The 19,395-nt window shown below is 40.8% G+C and carries 15 protein-coding genes, 10 tRNA genes and 1 pseudogene; 21 read left to right on the top strand and 5 right to left on the bottom strand.

The window, feature by feature from the left end:
• The 15 genes from ispE to RB215_RS05280 all read left to right on the top strand — a co-directional run bounded on the left by ispE (position 1) and on the right by RB215_RS05280 (position 6,002).
• Positions 1-855, top strand: coding sequence for a 4-(cytidine 5'-diphospho)-2-C-methyl-D-erythritol kinase (gene ispE / locus RB215_RS05350; protein ID WP_011327741.1), 855 nt, complete (start codon positions 1-3; stop codon positions 853-855).
• Positions 856-942: 87 nt separating this feature from the next.
• Positions 943-1,890 (top strand): ribose-phosphate pyrophosphokinase, encoded by a 948-nt coding sequence (locus RB215_RS05345; protein WP_011327740.1) that lies wholly within the window; start codon positions 943-945, stop codon positions 1,888-1,890.
• A gap of 170 nt (positions 1,891-2,060) precedes the next feature.
• Positions 2,061-2,675 carry a 50S ribosomal protein L25/general stress protein Ctc gene (locus RB215_RS05340; RefSeq protein ID WP_011327739.1) on the top strand — a complete coding sequence of 205 codons (615 nt, stop codon included), beginning with the start codon at positions 2,061-2,063 and terminating at the stop codon, positions 2,673-2,675.
• 18 nt (positions 2,676-2,693) lie between these two features.
• The gene (gene pth, locus RB215_RS05335; protein WP_011327738.1) at positions 2,694-3,278 is read left to right on the top strand and encodes an aminoacyl-tRNA hydrolase; all 585 of its coding nucleotides are present in this window, start codon (positions 2,694-2,696) and stop codon (positions 3,276-3,278) included.
• 52 nt (positions 3,279-3,330) lie between these two features.
• Positions 3,331-4,422: a redox-regulated ATPase YchF gene (ychF, locus tag RB215_RS05330; RefSeq protein WP_011327737.1), complete on the top strand. Its 1,092-nt coding sequence runs from the start codon at positions 3,331-3,333 to the stop codon at positions 4,420-4,422.
• Positions 4,423-4,741: 319 nt separating this feature from the next.
• Positions 4,742-4,818 (top strand) — tRNA-Met (locus RB215_RS05325).
• 65 nt (positions 4,819-4,883) lie between these two features.
• Positions 4,884-4,968, top strand: a tRNA-Leu gene (locus RB215_RS05320).
• A gap of 36 nt (positions 4,969-5,004) precedes the next feature.
• Positions 5,005-5,079, top strand: a tRNA-Gln gene (locus tag RB215_RS05315).
• A 5-nt stretch (positions 5,080-5,084) separates the two neighbouring features.
• Positions 5,085-5,161, top strand: a tRNA-Met gene (locus tag RB215_RS05310).
• 92 nt (positions 5,162-5,253) lie between these two features.
• A tRNA-Leu gene (locus RB215_RS05305) sits at positions 5,254-5,338 on the top strand.
• 38 nt (positions 5,339-5,376) lie between these two features.
• Positions 5,377-5,451: transfer RNA gene (locus RB215_RS05300), tRNA-Gln, on the top strand.
• Between the two features lie 84 nt (positions 5,452-5,535).
• A tRNA-Leu gene (locus tag RB215_RS05295) sits at positions 5,536-5,620 on the top strand.
• 38 nt (positions 5,621-5,658) lie between these two features.
• A tRNA-Gln gene (locus RB215_RS05290) sits at positions 5,659-5,733 on the top strand.
• A gap of 70 nt (positions 5,734-5,803) precedes the next feature.
• Positions 5,804-5,888 (top strand) — tRNA-Leu (locus RB215_RS05285).
• Between the two features lie 39 nt (positions 5,889-5,927).
• Positions 5,928-6,002: transfer RNA gene (locus tag RB215_RS05280), tRNA-Gln, on the top strand.
• A 264-nt stretch (positions 6,003-6,266) separates the two neighbouring features.
• Here the strand turns inward: RB215_RS05280 and RB215_RS05275 are convergent.
• The gene (locus RB215_RS05275) at positions 6,267-7,436 is read right to left on the bottom strand and encodes an FAD-dependent monooxygenase (protein WP_011327736.1); all 1,170 of its coding nucleotides are present in this window, start codon (positions 7,434-7,436) and stop codon (positions 6,267-6,269) included.
• Between the two features lie 264 nt (positions 7,437-7,700).
• Here RB215_RS05275 and miaB point away from each other — a divergent pair, with 264 nt between their 5' ends.
• Genes miaB through lnt form a run of 5 tightly spaced genes read left to right on the top strand, consistent with a single transcriptional unit; the run spans position 7,701 to position 13,159 of the window.
• A complete protein-coding gene (gene miaB / locus RB215_RS05270; protein WP_086994706.1) occupies positions 7,701-9,149 on the top strand; it encodes a tRNA (N6-isopentenyl adenosine(37)-C2)-methylthiotransferase MiaB in 1,449 nt (482 codons plus the stop codon).
• 50 nt (positions 9,150-9,199) lie between these two features.
• Positions 9,200-10,258, top strand: coding sequence for a PhoH family protein (locus RB215_RS05265; RefSeq protein ID WP_011327734.1), 1,059 nt, complete (start codon positions 9,200-9,202; stop codon positions 10,256-10,258).
• 4 nt (positions 10,259-10,262) lie between these two features.
• Positions 10,263-10,721 carry an rRNA maturation RNase YbeY gene (ybeY, locus tag RB215_RS05260; RefSeq protein WP_011327733.1) on the top strand — a complete coding sequence of 153 codons (459 nt, stop codon included), beginning with the start codon at positions 10,263-10,265 and terminating at the stop codon, positions 10,719-10,721.
• 22 nt (positions 10,722-10,743) lie between these two features.
• A complete protein-coding gene (corC, locus tag RB215_RS05255; protein ID WP_011327732.1) occupies positions 10,744-11,628 on the top strand; it encodes a CNNM family magnesium/cobalt transport protein CorC in 885 nt (294 codons plus the stop codon).
• Positions 11,609-13,159 (top strand): apolipoprotein N-acyltransferase, encoded by a 1,551-nt coding sequence (gene lnt, locus RB215_RS05250; protein WP_309216984.1) that lies wholly within the window; start codon positions 11,609-11,611, stop codon positions 13,157-13,159. Before corC ends, lnt begins: the two co-directional genes overlap by 20 nt.
• 55 nt (positions 13,160-13,214) lie before the next feature.
• Here the strand turns inward: lnt and RB215_RS05245 are convergent, their stop codons facing one another.
• The 4 genes and pseudogenes from RB215_RS05245 to RB215_RS05230 form a co-directional block, all read right to left on the bottom strand.
• Positions 13,215-14,480, bottom strand: a complete 1,266-nt coding sequence (locus RB215_RS05245; protein ID WP_182676827.1) for a hypothetical protein — start codon at positions 14,478-14,480, stop codon at positions 13,215-13,217.
• 41 nt (positions 14,481-14,521) lie between these two features.
• A pseudogene (locus RB215_RS17840) lies at positions 14,522-14,742 on the bottom strand (RDD family protein); the annotation flags it as partial.
• A 16-nt stretch (positions 14,743-14,758) separates the two neighbouring features.
• Positions 14,759-15,070: a monooxygenase gene (locus tag RB215_RS05235; RefSeq protein ID WP_011327728.1), complete on the bottom strand. Its 312-nt coding sequence runs from the start codon at positions 15,068-15,070 to the stop codon at positions 14,759-14,761.
• Positions 15,071-15,196: 126 nt separating this feature from the next.
• Entirely contained in the window at positions 15,197-18,379 is a 3,183-nt protein-coding gene (locus tag RB215_RS05230; RefSeq protein ID WP_375144258.1) for a PDZ domain-containing protein, read from the bottom strand.
• A gap of 398 nt (positions 18,380-18,777) precedes the next feature.
• Here RB215_RS05230 and RB215_RS05225 point away from each other — a divergent pair, with 398 nt between their 5' ends.
• Complete coding sequence (locus RB215_RS05225) at positions 18,778-19,374, top strand: hypothetical protein (protein ID WP_011327726.1); 597 nt, start codon at positions 18,778-18,780, stop codon at positions 19,372-19,374.
• The last annotated feature ends 21 nt before the right edge of the window (positions 19,375-19,395 follow it).

Here is a 19,395-nt window from a genome sequence, read left to right as displayed (position 1 = left end):
ATGAATAATATCACTTCATTTTCACTTATTGCGCCGGCAAAGCTCAATCTTTTTTTACATATTAATGGCCGCCGAGATGACGGTTACCATGAACTAGAAACCCTGTTTACGTTTTTAAATTATGGCGACGAACTTAGTTTTGAGTTAAGCGATTTACCTGCAATTATTGTTACCGGCGACACAAATGGCATAGCCACAACCGACAACCTTATCTATAAAGCGGCTTTATTATTGCAAACACAGTGCAAAATAAAGCAAGGCGTGAAAATAAATTTAATTAAACGTTTGCCAATGGGCGGCGGTGTTGGCGGTGGATCATCAGACGCTGCCAGCACATTATTAGCCTTAAATAAGTTGTGGAAAACAGCCCTCAGTTTAGATGAATTAGCTCATTTAGGCTTACAACTAGGTGCCGATGTACCCGTATTCATACATGGTAAAAGCGCCATAGCGCATGGGATTGGTGAGCAATTAGAACAAGTAATGCTTGAGCAAAAGTGGTATTGTGTGGTCTTCCCTAATCAACATGTAAGTACTGCTAAAATATTTACTCATCCTGAACTAAAACGCGACACGCCAAAAATTTCAGGAGACTGGCAACAGCATATTTTAACTAACGATTGCGAATCTTTAGTGAAAAAGCTGTGTCCCGAGGTTGAAAAAACCCTGCAGTGGTTGCTAAAATACGCTCCATCAAAGATGACCGGAACAGGTTCATGTTGTTTTGTAGAATTTGCTACGCAAGTTCAAGCACAAGATGTACTTGCTAATCTCCCCCATACTTGGCAGGGGTTTATCGCATCAAGCGTTAATACTTCTCCCGCTCATACGGAGTTAGCCGCCATATTTGATTGAAGTAACGTACAAGTAGTCATAAGTTAACACGCAGTGGTTTAATTATTGCCTGTTAGTCCAAAAATTCAGTGCCTGAGGAACCCTACCGTGCCTGACATGAAGCTCTTCGCTGGTAACGCAACACCTGAGTTAGCTCAAAAAGTTGCAAAACGTTTATATATTGAATTAGGCGATGCTGTTGTTGGCCGTTTTAGCGACGGTGAGATCAGTGTTCAAATTAATGAAAATGTTCGTGGATCGGATGTTTTCATCTTACAATCAACCTGTGCCCCTACAAACGATAACCTTATGGAACTTATCGTTATGGTTGATGCTCTACGTCGTGCATCTGCCGGTCGTATTACTGCCGTTATTCCTTATTTTGGTTATGCTCGTCAAGATCGTCGTGTACGTTCTGCCCGTGTACCCATTACCGCTAAAGTCGTTGCCGATTTCTTATCTAGTGTAGGTGTTGACCGCGTTCTTACGGTTGATTTACACGCTGAGCAAATCCAAGGCTTCTTTGATGTACCTGTAGATAACGTATTTGGTAGCCCTGTTTTACTTGAAGATATGAAAGCACGTCATTTTGACGACGTTGTTGTTGTATCTCCAGATATTGGTGGCGTTGTACGTGCGCGTGCTATTGCAAAACTACTAAACGATACCGATTTAGCTATTATTGATAAACGTCGCCCACAGGCAAACGTTTCTCAAGTGATGCATATTATTGGTGATGTTGAAGGTCGTGATTGTATTATCGTTGATGATATGATTGATACCGGCGGTACATTATGTAAAGCAGCTGAAGCACTTAAAGAACACGGTGCTAAGCGCGTATTTGCATATGCTACTCACCCTATTCTTTCGGGAAAAGCGGCTGAAAACTTGCGCAATTCAGTGATTGACGAAGTTATTGTAACTGACTCTATTCCACTGTCTGCAGAGCTTAAAGCACTTAATATTGTTAAAGTACTTACACTTGCCGACATGCTTGCAGAAACTATTCGTCGTATTAGTAACGAAGAGTCTATCTCAGCAATGTTTGAGCATTAATTAAAGATCTACTTTAGCGAAGCTAAGTAACTTTAATTTTAAAAAGCGCCTTTTGGCGCTTTTTTCGTAACTGTTATATATTTTGCTGGGGGGCGATGTTATGATAGCGCGCCTTTTGGCTAGGGACCTTGGTCGCAAAGGCCCTATACTTTTAATTATTGGAAACTATTATGTCAAACAAAACTTATGTATATAACGCAGAACTTCGCGAGCAAACTGGTACTGGTGCGAGCCGCCGCCTACGTCGCGAAGACAAAGTGCCTGCTATCGTTTACGGCGCAAACAAAGAAGCTACTTCAATCACTTTAGATCATAAAGATGTGATTAAAGCTCAAGAAAGCGAAGGTTTTTACACGCAAATTCTTACACTTAACATTGGCGGCGAGTCTGTTGAAACTATCCTAAAAGATATTCAACGTCACCCTTTCAAGCCTAAAGTTACACACCTTGATTTCCAACGTATCGATGCAAACCAAAAGCTACATACTATTGTTCCAATCCACTTTGTTGGTGAAGACGTTGTAGAAAAACTTGGTACAACTGTTGTTCGTCAGTTAACTGAAATCGAAATTTCTTGTTTCCCTAAAGCAATCCCTGATTTCGTAACAGTAGATGTTTCAAAATTAGTTGCAGGCGATTCTCTACATATTTCTGATGTTGCATTACCAGCTGGCGTTTCATCAATAGATTTAGCAAAAGGTCCTGGTCACGATCAGTCTATCCTAATTGTTAAAGCTAACAAATCAGCTCCAACTGAAGATGAAGCTGAAGACGCTGCAGAATAATATTTAAGGCTTAACACCTTGAATTCTATTCAAATGCTTGTGGGCCTGGCTAATCCAGGCCCCGAATACGCAAACACACGCCACAATGCAGGTGCTTGGTTCATTGAGCAACTCGCTGCACGCTATAACTGCACTCTAAAACACGATCCTAAATATCACGGCCTTACAGGTAAAGTGATTATTCAAGATCAAGAATTCAAATTATTGATCCCCACTACTTATATGAACTTAAGTGGTAAAGCGGTCGGTAGTTTAGCTAATTTTTTCAAAATTCCTGTGGAAAGCATTTTAGTTGCCCACGATGAATTAGACTTAGAACCTGGCGTTGCCAAATTAAAGAAAGGCGGCGGACACGGCGGTCATAATGGCTTAAAAGACATTATTGCAAAAATGGCAAATCAAAAAGACTTTATGCGCTTGCGCATTGGTGTAGGTCATCCGGGGCATCGTGAAATGGTAACTGGTTGGGTGCTAGGAAAAGCGGCCAAAGCAGACCAAGAAAAAATGGATGCTGCCATTGATGAAGCGGTACGCTGCATGGAAATACTTGCAAAAGATGGTGTGTTAAAAGCACAAAACAGACTACATTCGTTTAAACCCTAGTAACTTGGGTACAAGTTCGCCGTTTAAACGAATCTAAACAAGGTATCTTACTATGGGTTTTAAATGTGGCATTGTTGGCTTGCCTAATGTGGGTAAATCGACACTTTTTAATGCATTAACAAAAGCGGGTATTGAAGCCGCTAACTTTCCTTTTTGTACCATTGAGCCTAATACAGGTGTGGTACCAGTGCCTGATCCTCGCCTAGACGCACTTGCTAAAATTGTAAACCCACAGCGCATTCTTACAACAAGTATGGAGTTTGTAGATATTGCCGGTTTAGTAAAAGGCGCATCTAAAGGTGAAGGTCTTGGTAACCAGTTTTTAGCTAATATTCGTGAAACTGACGCCATTGGCCACGTAGTTCGCTGTTTTAATGATGATAATATTATTCACGTAGCTGGCACTATTGACCCTGCTGATGATATTGACGTTATAAACACTGAATTAGTGCTTGCCGATATGGACAGCGCTGAAAAAGCATCGTTCCGTAATGCTAAAAAAGCTAAAGGTGGCGATAAAGACGCAAAAGAGCAAAATGCAGTACTTGAAAAAGTAAAAGTACACCTTGATGAAGGCTTAACATTACGTTCTTTAGAGTTAACTAAAGAAGAAAAAGCAGCTATCAGCTCTATTAACTTTTTAACTATCAAACCAACAATGTATATTGCTAACGTTGCTGAAGATGGTTTTGAAAACAACCCATACCTTGATGTTGTACGCGCTATTGCCGCAGCAGAAGATGCGATTGTTGTTCCTGTATGTGCTGCTATTGAATCTGAGCTTTCTGAGCTAGATGAAGAAGACAAGCTTGAGTTTATGGCTGATCTTGGTTTAGAAGAGCCAGGCCTTAACCTTGTTATTCGTGGTGGCTATGAATTACTGCAATTACAAACCTACTTTACAGCAGGCGTAAAAGAAGTACGCGCATGGACTATTCCTGTAGGTGCAACTGCGCCACAAGCAGCAGGTAAAATTCATACCGACTTTGAGCGTGGCTTTATTCGCGCACAAACGATTGCTTTTGACGACTTTATTGCCTTTAAGGGTGAGAGCGGCGCAAAAGAAGCAGGTAAAATGCGCCAAGAAGGTAAAGAGTACATTGTAAAAGACGGCGATGTAATGAACTTCTTGTTCAACGTATAAATATACATTACCCAAATTTAGTGTGGTGATGATTTTAAAGGCTCGTTTTTACGAGCCTTTTTTATTTCTTTAATACCTGCTGCGGTTTTTTAACGTCTGTATTTGTTTAGCAAAATTGAAGAACTGCGAATAAGTTTAAGTTTAGTGTTTTTAATGCAGCTAAAAAAACAGCATTTATGCTAAATTTTAGCCGCTTAGCTTACTTTTCCTGCAAACAAACCAAGTTAAGTGTTTTTTTGCAAAAAAGGTGTTGACGAATTTGGGCCATATCAGCATAATACGCCCCGCACTCAGCGATGAAGTGCTAACGAAAAAATATGGCTAAGTAGCTCAGCTGGTTAGAGCACATCACTCATAATGATGGGGTCACAGGTTCAAATCCCGTCTTAGCCACCATTATTTTTTTGTTACTCAATGAAGAGTTTAAAATAACTACCTAGTGTTTAATTACACAAAGTAATGCGGGAGTGGCGGAATTGGTAGACGCGCTGGATTTAGGTTCCAGTATCTTAGGATGTGAGAGTTCAAGTCTCTCCTTCCGCACCATTCTTGATAAGAATTAAAACTATCAATTGTTTTTGTTGGGATATCGCCAAGCGGTAAGGCACCAGGTTTTGATCCTGGCATTCCCAGGTTCAAATCCTGGTATCCCAGCCAACAATGGCTAAGTAGCTCAGCTGGTTAGAGCACATCACTCATAATGATGGGGTCACAGGTTCAAATCCCGTCTTAGCCACCATTTCTTCTTTTAGAAATGGCTCTGCAAGAGTTAAATTGCAGCTCAATGAAGAGTTTAAAATAACTACCTAGTGTTTAATAACACAAAGTAATGCGGGAGTGGCGGAATTGGTAGACGCGCTGGATTTAGGTTCCAGTAACTTCGGTTGTGAGAGTTCAAGTCTCTCTTTCCGCACCATTTCTTGATAAGAAATAAAACTATCAATTATTCTTTGTTGGGATATCGCCAAGCGGTAAGGCACCAGGTTTTGATCCTGGCATTCCCAGGTTCAAATCCTGGTATCCCAGCCAACTTCTTCTACCAAGGAAAGTTGTTTAAAGAATAGCTCAGCTAAGAGCTTAAAATTGCAAACTGTGTTTTATTACACAAACGATGCGGGAGTGGCGGAATTGGTAGACGCGCTGGATTTAGGTTCCAGTAACTTCGGTTGTGAGAGTTCAAGTCTCTCTTTCCGCACCATTTCTTGATAAGAAATAAAATTATCAATTATTCTTTGTTGGGATATCGCCAAGCGGTAAGGCACCAGGTTTTGATCCTGGCATTCCCAGGTTCAAATCCTGGTATCCCAGCCAACTTCTTCTACCAAGGAAAGTTGTTTAAAGAATAGCTCTAGCTTAGAGTTTAAATTAGCAAATTAGTGATGCGGGAGTGGCGGAATTGGTAGACGCGCTGGATTTAGGTTCCAGTATCTTAGGATGTGAGAGTTCAAGTCTCTCCTTCCGCACCATGTTCTTAACTAGAACGAAAACTTGTACAAATTTATAGTTGGGATATCGCCAAGCGGTAAGGCACCAGGTTTTGATCCTGGCATTCCCAGGTTCAAATCCTGGTATCCCAGCCAATTTGTTTATACTTCCTACTTAAATTACTTTTCCTTTTGTATTACTCATAACTACTCATTTTAAATCTATTTATTTTAAACTTCTATATTTTTAATCTATCTATAAAATCTTATTTTAATAACTGTATTTAAACAGCAGTATTTTAGTGGCTATATTTTATTAGCAGCCCCTCTGCTACCGCACTTTTAATCAATAAATAAGCATAAAAAAAAGACCCATAAATGAGCCTTTTCAATAGTTCGCAAATGTTATAGCAATTAGTCTTAATTTAACTCGCCGCTAATAGCGTATTTTAAAACCCAGTTTTTTACCGGTCCGGTATTGTTAGCTATTTTTAAAAATTGGCTACGCGCCCATTTTAATGGCGCAATTTGATTAGAAAACCCAAAGTAGCAGGCATCCATCATACTCATCATTAATAAGTTTGCTTTGCGGCGCGATTTTTCATACTCATTTAATTTTAATGGGCAACCTATGTCATCAGCACTTAATAGCACCTGTGCAAGCGCTACAACGTCTTGAAAGCCTAAATTTACGCCCTGCCCGGCTAATGGGTTAATAGTATGTGCAGCGTCACCTACAAGCACTAGTCGCCCTTGCGAATATTTGTTTGCGTGCTGGCGAGCCAGTGGAAACACCGCGTGCTTTAACACGGTAAAATCACCGGCAAGCTCAGGAAACTTTTTAACAATATGTGTTTTAAGTTGCAGCGGGTTTAAACCTTTAAAGCTTTGCAGTGTATTGGCATCGTCATACCAAATTAAATTAGCGTAAGGAGCCTGCATAGGTAAAAAGGCCAAAGGGCCGGTGGGAGTAAATTGCTGCCACGTTTTTACTTGTTGCGGCGCATCAAGTTTTATAAGTACGCCCATGCAGTGCTGCTGATACTGCCAACCGGTTATACCTATGTTGGCTTTAGCGCGTAATTGCGATTGCCCGCCGTCGGCTGCAATAACTAAATCAGCGGTATACGTTTGCTCACCATACACTAGCGTAATTGCATCTGAGGTTTGCTCAATACTCGTAATAGGCGCTGCTTGCTCAATAACTTCAATGTTGTATTGCTCAAATTGCTGCCATAAACTGGCTTGAATTAGGTTATTTTCAATTAAGTGGCCTAAATGCGTGGTGTTTATATCGGCGCAATCAAATAATAAATTATCGCCACCGCGCTCAAATGCTTCTAATTGTTGATACGGTGCTAACCTGCTTTGTTTTAAAAGTGGCATTGCGCCCAATTCGTCTAGCAGCTTTTCTGAAAAACGATTTATTGCCGATACGCGAATATCAACCTGATCACTGCTTAAAACTTGCTGTGGATTTATTAGTTTTTTTTCTATTATGCGCACTGCTTTGCCTTGCTGGGCAAGTTTAATTGCCATAGCAGCACCCACCATGCCAGCACCCACAACAATTACTTTATTTTTTGTCATGTTCTCATCTTTTTAATTTCTTAAAACTATTTTAATTGTATCGTAATTAGCTTGTTATGTGCCAAAGGATACGCTCAACTGTGGATAAAACTAAAGCTGCATTGATTTGAAATCACAAACATGAAAACTATACTTGGATTTACGTGTGTATCCAGCTAAAATACGCGTCCTTTAAGTGGGTATAGCGCAGTAATGCATTTCACTTAATCCTGTTTCTAGCACATTTTTGTGCCACTATCGAATTGAACACGAGGCAATATTTCAATGAGCAAAAAGCTGCATATTAAAACCTGGGGTTGTCAGATGAACGAATACGACTCTCAGAAAATGGCTGAACTTTTAGATGCCACCAATGGCTACCAGCTAACTGATGATGCAACAGATGCCGACGTAATTTTACTTAACACCTGTTCAATTCGTGAAAAAGCACAAGAAAAAGTGTTCCACCAGTTAGGTCGTTGGAAGTTGTTAAAAGACGACAAGCCAGACTTAATTATTGGCGTAGGTGGTTGTGTTGCCTCACAAGAAGGTGACTCTATTCGCCAGCGTGCGCCATTTGTAGACGTTATTTTTGGCCCGCAAACGCTGCACCGTTTACCAGAAATGATTAAACAAGTGCAAGGCGATAAAGGCTCATCGGTTGTTGATATTTCATTCCCAGAGATTGAAAAATTTGACCGTTTACCAGAGCCAAAAGCCGATGGCCCATCTGCGTTTGTATCTATTATGGAAGGCTGCTCTAAGTACTGTACTTTTTGTGTTGTACCATACACTCGCGGCGAAGAAGTTAGCCGCCCAGTAGATGACGTACTATTAGAAATTGCCCAGCTTGCTGAGCAAAACGTACGTGAAGTAAACCTACTTGGCCAAAACGTAAACGCGTACCGCGGCGACACACACGATGGCGAAATTTGTTATTTTTCGGATTTAATTCGTCTTATTGCTGCCATTGATGGTATTGACCGTATTCGTTACACCACATCGCATCCAGTAGAGTTTACCCAAGATATAGTTGACGTATACGCCGATGTACCAGAGCTTGTAGATCATTTACATCTACCAGTACAAAGTGGTTCAGACCGTATTTTAAACCTAATGAAACGCGGCCATACGGCAATTGAATATAAGTCGACAATTCGTAAGTTACGCAAAATTCGTCCTAACTTAAGCATGTCGTCAGATTTTATTATTGGTTTTCCGGGTGAAACCCAAGATGACTTTGAAGCAACCATGAAGCTAATTAGCGACGTTGGTTTTGATATGAGCTTTAGCTTTATTTACAGTGCACGCCCAGGTACACCAGCGGCCGACTTGCCAGATGACGTAACCGAGCAAGAGAAAAAAGAGCGTTTATACTTACTGCAAAATCGTATTACACAAATGGCGCAACAAATTAGCCGTCAAATGTTCGATACAGAGCAGCGTATACTCGTTGAAGGTCCTTCTAAAAAGAACCCAATGGAATTACGTGGCCGTACCGAAAACAACCGTGTAGTTAACTTTGTTGGCCCACATACAGTGATCGGTCAGTTTGTTGACGTACGTATTACCGAGGCACTACCAAATTCTTTACGTGGTGACTTAATTCGTACAGAATCAGAAATGAACTTACGTCGTGAAATCGCTCCTTCAGCTATTTTAACCAAAGCTGCAAGCCTTGAGCCTAAACCTGACACTATAAACGAAATTGGCGTTGCTACTTTCGTCCCTTAGTGGAAATTTTAGCGCCAGTTAACACTGGCGCCATGCTATAGGAAGTAATTTTGAGTAATCAGTTAAAAACATTAGAGATTTATTTAGAACCTGCCGATAACAAACGCCTTTCTTCTTTATGTGGCCCGTTTGACGAAAACATCAAACAAATTGAACGCCGACTCGGTGTTGAAATTATCCACCGCGATAACTTTTTTAAAGTCACAGGCAAAACTTACAGTAGCGCCAGCGCTGTAGAAATTTTAAAAAACCTTTATATTGATACTCAACCTGTGCGCGGCGAAATTGGCGAAATAGAACCCGACAACGTGCACTTAGCCATTACCGAATCAAACGCCCTTGAACAAGACGCCACAACCAGCACTTACACCAAAGAAATGGTGATTAAAACGCGCCGTGGTGTTATAAAGCCGCGTAACGAAAACCAAGGTATATACGTTTCTAATATTTTGCATCACGATATTACCTTTGGCATTGGCCCTGCTGGTACAGGCAAAACATACTTAGCTGTGGCAACTGCAGTTGATGCCCTAGAGCGCCAAGAAATTCGCCGTATATTGCTTACCCGCCCAGCGGTAGAAGCAGGTGAAAAGCTCGGTTTTTTACCGGGCGATTTAAGCCAAAAGGTCGACCCATACTTGCGCCCGCTTTACGATGCGCTATTTGAAATGCTTGGCTTTGAAAAAGTAGAAAAACTAATCGAAAAAAACGTTATTGAAATTGCCCCACTTGCTTATATGCGTGGGCGTACGCTTAATGATGCCTTTATTATTTTAGATGAAAGCCAAAATACCACCGCAGAGCAAATGAAAATGTTTTTAACCCGTATTGGGTTTAACTCAAAAGCGGTTATTACTGGCGACATAACGCAAGTAGATTTACCACGTGGTGTGCGCTCAGGCTTACGCCATGCAATGGAAGTACTCGATGGCGTAGACGAAATAAGCTTTAACCACTTTAAAGCCCAAGACATAGTTCGCCACCCTGTGGTTGCGCGTATTGTTGAAGCCTACGAGCGCAACGATGAAAGCGAGCGACTTATGCGCCTAGAAAAGCAAAAAGCCCGAGAGCAACTTGCCGCTCAACAACCGCCTGCTACTAAAGAGTAATACCGTGAACACTGAACTTGATTTACAAATAGCCTGTGAGTTTGACAACTTACCAAGCGAGGCACAATTTGCGCTTTGGGCCGACAAAGCCCTTAGCCAATACCGCGACGAATCTGAACTCACTATTGTAATTAGTGACGAAGCGCAGTCGCAACAACTCAACAACGACTACCGTGGTAAAAACAAGCCTACCAATGTACTGTCGTTTGAGTTTGAAGCACCACCGGGAATAGATATTCCTTTAGTAGGTGATTTAGTTATTTGCCCAGCTATTGTATTGGCTGAAGCAATTGAGCAAGAAAAGTCATTTCATGACCACTTTGCTCATATGGTTATTCATGGATGCTTGCATTTGCTTGGATTTGACCATATAAAGAGTGAAGATGCTTTTGAGATGGAAAGTATAGAAAAGCAATTACTTGCTGAGCTAAACATAGCAGACCCATATCGGGACGAAATTTAAATAAACGGAGTAATCAGATATAATGAGCGACGGTAACTCGCATTCTAGCCAGGGTTCTTCTGGAAAAAGCTGGCTGGGCCGAATAGCCCAAAAGTTTCAAGGGGAACCCCAGAACAGAGAAGAGCTGGTTGAAGTAATTGCCGATGCGCAAGAGCGGGATGTAATCGATCCAGAAACCAAAGAGATGATTGAAGGTGTGCTTGGCGTGTCTAAGCTTAAAGTGCGAGACATTATGGTGCCGCGCTCACAAATGATCACCCTTGAGATCGACAGCCCGCTTGAAGAGCTCATACCTATGATGGTTCACTCTACGCACTCACGCTTTCCGGTGGTGTGTGAGGACAAAGACCATGTAGAAGGGATTTTACTCGCTAAAGATTTATTACCCCTAATCTTAAACAAAGACGACTTACTGCCCTCACTGCGCGATTATTTACGCCCAGCAATGGTAGTACCCGAAAGTAAACGTGTCGATACCCTGCTTAACGAATTTCGTCAGCAACGCTACCATATGGCTATTGTTATTGATGAATACGGCGGTGTATCGGGCTTAGTCACTATTGAAGATATTCTTGAAATAATCGTGGGCGAAATAGAAGACGAACACGACGAAGAAGAAGAGCAACAAGATATTCGCCAACTTGCTAAGCATGTTTACGTAGTACAAGCGCTAACCCCTGTTGATGACTTTAACGAGCATTTTAAAACAGGTTACAGCACAGATGACGCCGATACTATTGGTGGCACTGTATTACATGCCTTTGGCCACATGCCAAGCCGTGGCGAAACCATTGATATAGAAGGTTACCAATTTAAAGTAACCAACTCTGACAATCGCCGCATCTTGCAACTGCAAGTCACCGTTCCTAAGGTTGATGATAACTACAGTGAAGATTCTGCTAACTAAGTTCACCTTATTAGCAAAAGATAAAAAAGCATGGCTCGCATTAATTGCGGGCCTTATTTTAACTTTTGCCTATGCCCCCTTTGAAATTTGGCCCATTGCATTTTTTAGCCTTGCTGCCATCATTTTTTGTATTAATCCAAAAAACACCGGTAAAACACACGCAAAAACAGCCGCTAAATATGGCTTTATATTTGGTTTAGGTTGGTTTGGTGCTGGTATTAGCTGGGTACATGTATCTATAGCCACTTTTGGCGGCATGCCATTAATCGCTTCTTTAGCGCTTATGGCCTTATTGTGTTCATACTTAGCGTTATTTCCTGCACTTGCCTTTTGGGCAACAACTCGCTTTGCCAGCGGCCCTAAAAGTTATGGCGCATTATTAATTGTAAGTTTTGCCATAAGCGAATACTTACGCGCACACTTACTAACAGGCTTTCCATGGTTAAGTTTTGGTTATACGCAAACCGACAGCCCACTTAGACTGCTTGCCCCTTATATTGGCGAATTTGGTTTAACCTTAGTATGTATTGCCATTGGTTTTGCATTGTATCGCCTAAGCCAAAAAGATTTTAAAACATTGGCCATAACCAGCAGTGCTTTAGCACTACTTTTTGCCGGTGCATACACCACAGGTACAGCACAGTACTCTGGAAAAAGCATGTCGACATTACTTGTACAAGGTAATATAAAACAAAATCTGCGCTTTGATCCCAGCCAGTTTTGGACCACCATGAGTAAATACCAAGACCTAACCCGCACACACTGGGACGCCGACTTAATAGTATGGCCCGAAGCCGCAGTACCCGAAATAGAAGCGCTTGCCGACTCATACCTAGCAGGCTTAGACAGCGCCGCTTCATTTAATAAAACCGCGCTAATTACCGGTGTTGTTGACTACCAACTCGACACTAAAACTATTTTTAATACCCTTATAGTAGTGGGTAATAAAAATAAAGATGATGAACACGGCCACTACCGCTACCTAGATAAAAACCGCTATCAAAAACACCAATTACTCCCTATTGGCGAATTTGTACCATTTGAAGATTTACTGCGCCCTATCGCACCGTTGTTTGATTTACCTATGTCGTCGTTTACCCGTGGCGACAAAGTACAAAACAACCTACGTGCTAACGGCTTTAATATACTACCCGCTATATGCTACGAAATAGTATTTGCCGACCTAGTGCGTGGTAATTATCAGCACAGCTCAGATTTACTCTTTACCGTAAGTAACGATGCTTGGTTTGGCGACTCCATTGGCCCCCACCAGCATATGCAAATCGCTCGCATGCGCGCTCTAGAGCTACAGCGGCCACTAATACGTGTTACTAACAACGGCGTAAGCGGCGTATACGACCCAATAAGCCACACGCAACAAAGCATGCCACAGTTTGAAGCAACCACCATGAAAGCCGACGTTAAGTTAATACAAGGCGACAGCGTGTACAGCCAATACGGCAACATGTTTGTATGGGGATTTGTGTTGTTGCTGGGTGTTGGCGGGTTTGGGATTAGGTTTAGAAGTTAAGCTCGCTATTTAAGATGTAGAGCCTACATATTTAGCTCTACATTTTTAAATGTGTTTAATTGGCTTCTAAAGCCATTTCTTCTAAAGATAACCTTAGTAAGTAGCTACACCATTCCCTTAAATTTAGCAGGCTAACTTGGTAGTACTCTCTAGCGTTACTCATTGTATTGCTATCTAATAGTGGTATCGCACTGCCTGAGTATGAATTATCGACAAACCTAATTCCTTGGTGAAGATATCTTGACCTTAAACCGTAATATGAATTAATTATTTTAACTAATGGGTCATTATTGCTATCTTTTTCCACATAACTTCTCACTCTCTCTGAGATTGAATATACTTGTTGACCACAACTATCACACTTTTTACTCTTCGAAACTCCAATCAACGACACAACTTCTAATGAAGACATATAAAGTATCATTGCATCTTCACTTGATGATGAATGAAGTCTGGCTGCATTAGAGAATCTTAAATCGCTCTGAAAGTCGATATTACCCTCATCACTTGCCTTTCCTACTCTCGGAGTTGGGTGATATGCATCTAGAGTAAATGAATCTAAAGATCTGCCTGATGAAAAATGAGCATAAGAATTCAAAAGTAATTGAATTTCATAAGAGTAAATATCATTACTCAGTATGTAATCAATAAGGAAACAGGTTTTTTCTGAGATTTGAACTAAGCCATCAGCTATTGGTTTTGCATCAATCCAACTTATATCTCTAGAGTATTTATTAATTTCAATACTAGAGAACGATGAATCCTTGTCACATTGAGTATCTCGAATAATCACACAGTTGGTGCTAACAGTTAAAATTTCAATAATCGTTTTAATTTTTTCTGATGCTTTAGCTTCTGCATCTAAAGCATCATAACCATTAATATCAACTATCAATTTAATAGAGCTATTACCTGTTGGCTCTAAAGCAAAACTTTTACCTGAGTATGCGGCAATAGAGCCCCTAATAACTTCTAGAGAAATACTAAAGCTAAATTTAGAAATCAGTTTTTTATAATCTAAACTATTTTTAACTAGTTCTTTAATAATTTTTAGGTCGCTTATAATTTCATCATCTTCGATATAATCAGAAAACATGACCGCGACTAAGTTTCCTTTTTGTTTATACCTGACTGAAACCTCGAAAGAATCTTTACCGTTATAGCTCATACGCCCTAAAGTTATTTTTTTAGAACCTTGCTTTTTATACGGAGAGTAATGCCAAGAGCACTTGCCAAAGTGATCTCTAATACTTGCCCATAAAGATCTCAAAAAATGATTACTTTCATTTTCATTATTTAATCCTTCAAGTAAGACTTCCAAATAAATATACCTATAGTTTTATTAAGTTATGTTAATCAGAGCTAATCTTTTACTGCATCTACAACGGTTTCAACGTTTACTGGTTGGTTCAAGTTTCCTTTAATAACCACAGTCCTGATATTTTACCTTGAATAGCTTGCCTATTTGGATCCCAATATATTTGCAGGAAGCCTAATAGCTCGCTGCTTAGTACTACAACATTGATATTATGCTTTTTAACCCGACTTTTGGCCGCGCTAATGTAACGAAAGTAAACAGCAGCCCGGCAAAAATATTATCTATTTAACGGTAAGCGGTGCGTTATTAATCGCTGATAATGGCAGGTTTACATCGAATAATTGGCCACGAACTTGGGCAACCCCCATAGCCTTTAAGCGTGCTGTGTGCATAGTTAAATACGCATTAGCTGATGCTTCATCTTCAAATAGGTAAATACCACCAGCAAGTTGACCTTGTTGGTTTTCGGTCCAAATTTTCCAAATAATACCGGGTTCATGGTTAATTGATTCGGCTAAATCTTTTAATGCTGCTGACATTTGCTCCCCAAACGGGCCTGCAAAATCAAAGTCTACCTGTAATAATTTTTTCACTATAAGCTCTCTTTTAACTAAAGCGCGGTATCACGCTTTTAATAATACTCTAATAAATTAGTTAGCTACCAAGCACACGCAAAGTAGCTAACAGGCTGCGTGACTTAGCAGCTTAATTTATTGCAATTAGCGACCAAATTCACTCGGTGGTGCTGGCACTACCAATGGTTTTTTCGGATTTGCTTTAAGCTCTTTTAATAACTCTTTTACAGCGCGTTCAATCGACGGATCTTGTCCGGCTTGAATAAGCTCTGGGCGATCAATCACTTCTATGTCTGGGCTTACGCCTTCATTTTCAATGATCCAGTTACCTTCGTTATCTAAAATTCTAAAAGTAGCGGCAATAACTGAGCCGCCATCTACAAGCCCAGGGTTGCCCGAAATACCAATTAAACCGCCCCAGGTACGCGTACCAATTAATTTGCCTAAACCTGCTTGGCGAAAGTAATACGGTAGTGCGTCGCCGCCTGAACTAGAGTAGCCATTGATCAGCATAGCTTTAGGGCCATCGTGAGCAAACTGCGGGGTTTTAGTTGGCTCTACACCACGGCGCTTCCAGTAGTTAAGCGGTTTACGCGCTAACCAGGTGATCATATGTTCAGGTATAAAACCGCCGCCATTGTAACGATCGTCTATGATCATCGCTTCTTTATTAGTTTGCGGTAAAAAGTTTTTAAATAACGAACGGTTACCTTCGTAATGGGTGTTAGGTAAATGCACGTAGCCAATACGCCCATCTGAAAGCTTATTAACATACTCAGCGCGCGATTGTGCCCACTGTAAGTAACGCAATCCAGTTTCGCTGGCAATAGGCGTTACCATTACTTTCCAGCTGTTTTTTAGGCTTGGTGATTTACTGAGTAGTAATTCAACCGATTTACCTTGGGTGTTTTCTAGTAGTTCGTAAAAGTTGACTACGCTTTTTACTGAGCGGCCATTTACTGCAATTATGTAATCGCCTACATTGGCGTTAATGCCGGTTTCGTTTAGCGGTGAGCGAAAGTTTTCGTGCCAGTTTTCGCCTTTAAAAATAGTCTCTATTTTTACAAAGCCTGATTTATGCGCGCTAATTTCTGCGCCCAATAAGCCATGCTGTAAACGAGGAGATGTTGGCATATCGCCCGAGTTAACATAAATATGCCCTGAGTTTATTTCGCCTGCTATTTCACTTAATACATAATCTAGGTCGGCTCGATGTGCAATAGCGTCTGCCATAGGTTGGTAACGCGCTAAAATAGCATCCCAGTCTTGGCCATGATGGTTTTCGTCATAAAACCAGTCGCGCAGAGTGCGCCAGCCTTCACGATACATTTGTGCCCACTCGGTTTGCGGGTCAATTTTTAATACCATGTCTTGCAAGTTAAGTTGCGTAGCTTTTAAGTCTTGTTTAGCTTCTGGCTTTATTACGCTAATGTTTTTTCCTGCACGAGCAATAATATGCTCAGCATTAGCCGACACTTTATAATTACTCACTCCTGCTGCTATTGTGGCAACTTCACCATCAACGGCATTAGGCACTAACTTAAGCTCTCCTGCCGATAGTGTTAATACGCCGTCTTTTACGCCGCTTAGTGCGCCGTAGTTTCCTGCAGGTACATTTAGCGCCACAACACGGCTCATAAAGCCGTTACTTTCTATATAATTGCTGGGTGCTTTAGCTGACTTTTTATCGTCTTTATCTGCTTTTGAGTCAACAATGCTTATTTCGTCACTCAGCGGTGTATTAAGTGGCTTGATTTTACTGTTTACTGCAACCGAATACAGTCGGGTTGCATTGTTAAACATGTAGTCAAACTCGTAGCTACTAAAAGTTAAATTAAAGTCGCGCTCTGATGTGAAATACAATTGCTGCCCGTCGGGAGAAAACGCTGGGGTTGTCTCACTGCTCATGTCATCAGTTAAGCGAGTAACGCGTTTGTCTTTTAAATTGTAATGCCATAATGAGGCGTAGCGATTTTCGTTATTTTTAACAAACACTATATCCTCGCTATTAGGCGACCAAATATAGCTAGTTAAACCATCTTCATTATATTTTGCGGTATCAATTTTACGCTGCTTACCGGTTTTAATATCGAGCCACCACAGGGTGTGATTCTGATCGCTAAACAATAACTTTTTATTATCTGGTGACCAAACTGGCTCAAAACGCCAAATACTGCCATTACTGGTCAGTTGCTTAACTTGGTTATTGTTAGCTCTGTCTTTTAGGTAAATTTCGTATTCGCCTGTTTCATCACTCATGTAAGCAATATAGCGTCCATTGGGCGACCATGTAGCCGATATTTCACGCCCTTTTGGCGTATGGCTTAAGTTTCGGGTTGGGCCATTTTTAACCGGCACAGAAAACAGTTCGCCGCGGGCGGTAAATAGTACTCTTTTTCCATCGTGCGATACGTCCATTGAATCAATAAAGTCACTAACATTTTTACTGTAGGCCATTGTATGTTCACGGTTACCTTGAACATTTATGCTCAGCTTTTCAGATTGCTGCGTGGCGTCATCAAAGCGATACAAATAACCACCATTTTCATACACTATGGCGTTGGGCCCAGCCGAGGGCCAAAGCACATCAAAGTCGCTGTGGTTAGTTACTTTTATCGGATTTTTGCCATCTTGATGTTTGTATAAATTTAGCGTGTATTCTCTGTCCGACACGTAGTAAATGTTATTGTTAACCCAAGTAGGCTGTTGGTCGGTTGCTCTGTTGGTTGTTAATTGCTTTGATTTGTTATTTTCTAAATCGTAAACCCATACATCTTGTGCGCGCCCGCCACGGGTGCGTTTCCAAGTACGAAATTCGCGATCAATGGGTGTATACACATACTGTTTGCCATCGGGCGATAACATGCCACCGCCAGTTTCTGGTATGGCTAATGGTTGCTCTAGGCCACCCGCAGCTGGCACTATATAAGGTCGGCCAACACGCTGACCATAAGGGGTGCGGTTAGCTCTAAACACAATATGCTTACCGTCTGGGGTCCAATCAAGTACGCGATAATCAAAACCACCGCGCGGCGGCATTACACCTACGTCGTTATAATAAGTCAGTTGTTTTAAATCGGAGCCATCGCGGTTCATTACATACACTTGGCGGCTGCCATTATATTGGGCAGAAAAAGCGATTTGGCTGCCATCTGGCGAAAATTTAGGAAAGGTTTCAAAACCAATATGATCAGTTAAGCGCGTGCTTTTACCTGTTTTAGTGTTTGCTATATAAATATCGCCCGCATAAACAAAGGTTACTGATTCTTTATGAATATCGGGAAAGCGTAATAAGCGGGTATCTTGTGTTTGATAAGCCGCAACCATCGGCGATATTGCCGGTGCAACCGCTACTGCTATTGCTGTTAATAAAGTGCGTAGTTTCAAGGTTATCGTCCTTACAATGTTATTTCATTTCATAATAACAATAAAAAGACAGTTTGCAGCTTTGTGCGACAAATTACTGTAACAAGGTGTAAATACAGTCATTGTAAAAGCTTAATAATTGGTAATATATTTCACTCACATTTTAATATTTTAAACACCTACTCTAGCTAAAAGCAGTACTTTAAGCCCATTAAAAAAATAAAAGTTAATACTGCCTTGATTTATTCAGCTTTTGTTAATACTATCTTGCCCAATAAAATCCATTACTTTCATGGCATTACCTAACGATCTGTAATTTGGTTTTATTTAATCATAAATACACATAAAAGGAATATAATGTGAACAAAATAGCTTCAATCTTTATCGCTGTTACCCTACTTTTAACTACCGGCTGTACGGCCATTATGACTGCAGAACAAGCAGCTCCTACGTTAAATAAGCCCCAAGTTGATGAAATACAAATTGCAGTGGTAGATCATCGCCCATATGTTGTAAATGGTGACAAACTCTCTGGTTTTGAAGGATTAAGTCGCTCTGGCTTTGGTATACCTTATACACAAAACATCATTACTGGCGAAACTATGCCACAACACTTAGGTAAACGCCTTGCTGCTGGTTTTATTCGCTCTGGTATTAACGCTAAGCTAATAGCTACCACACCACAGGTCGATATTAATGACATTAAAGCAGATAGCGATACTGCGACTATTATAATCGTACTTAACGAATGGAAGTATGATCACCACGCTTTTACTGATAACTCATGGTATAACTTTGATCTAATAATTAAGGATCGCACTGGTGCTACGCTTATAAATAAAAACTTTACTGGCGAGCAAGACATTCCAAGTATGCATACCAACGACTTACAAATGCTTTATAAAGAGCGCTTTGAATTAGCGTTTGCAGATCCTGAGGTTAAAGCGTTACTGTAATTTTAAACTACGCGAACATTT

This window comes from Pseudoalteromonas sp. HL-AS2 (assembly GCF_031198805.1).
GTDB lineage: Bacteria > Pseudomonadota > Gammaproteobacteria > Enterobacterales > Alteromonadaceae > Pseudoalteromonas > Pseudoalteromonas nigrifaciens.
Note: the sequence above shows the minus strand (reverse complement) of the source record. Positions and strands in the feature narration are given on the sequence as shown.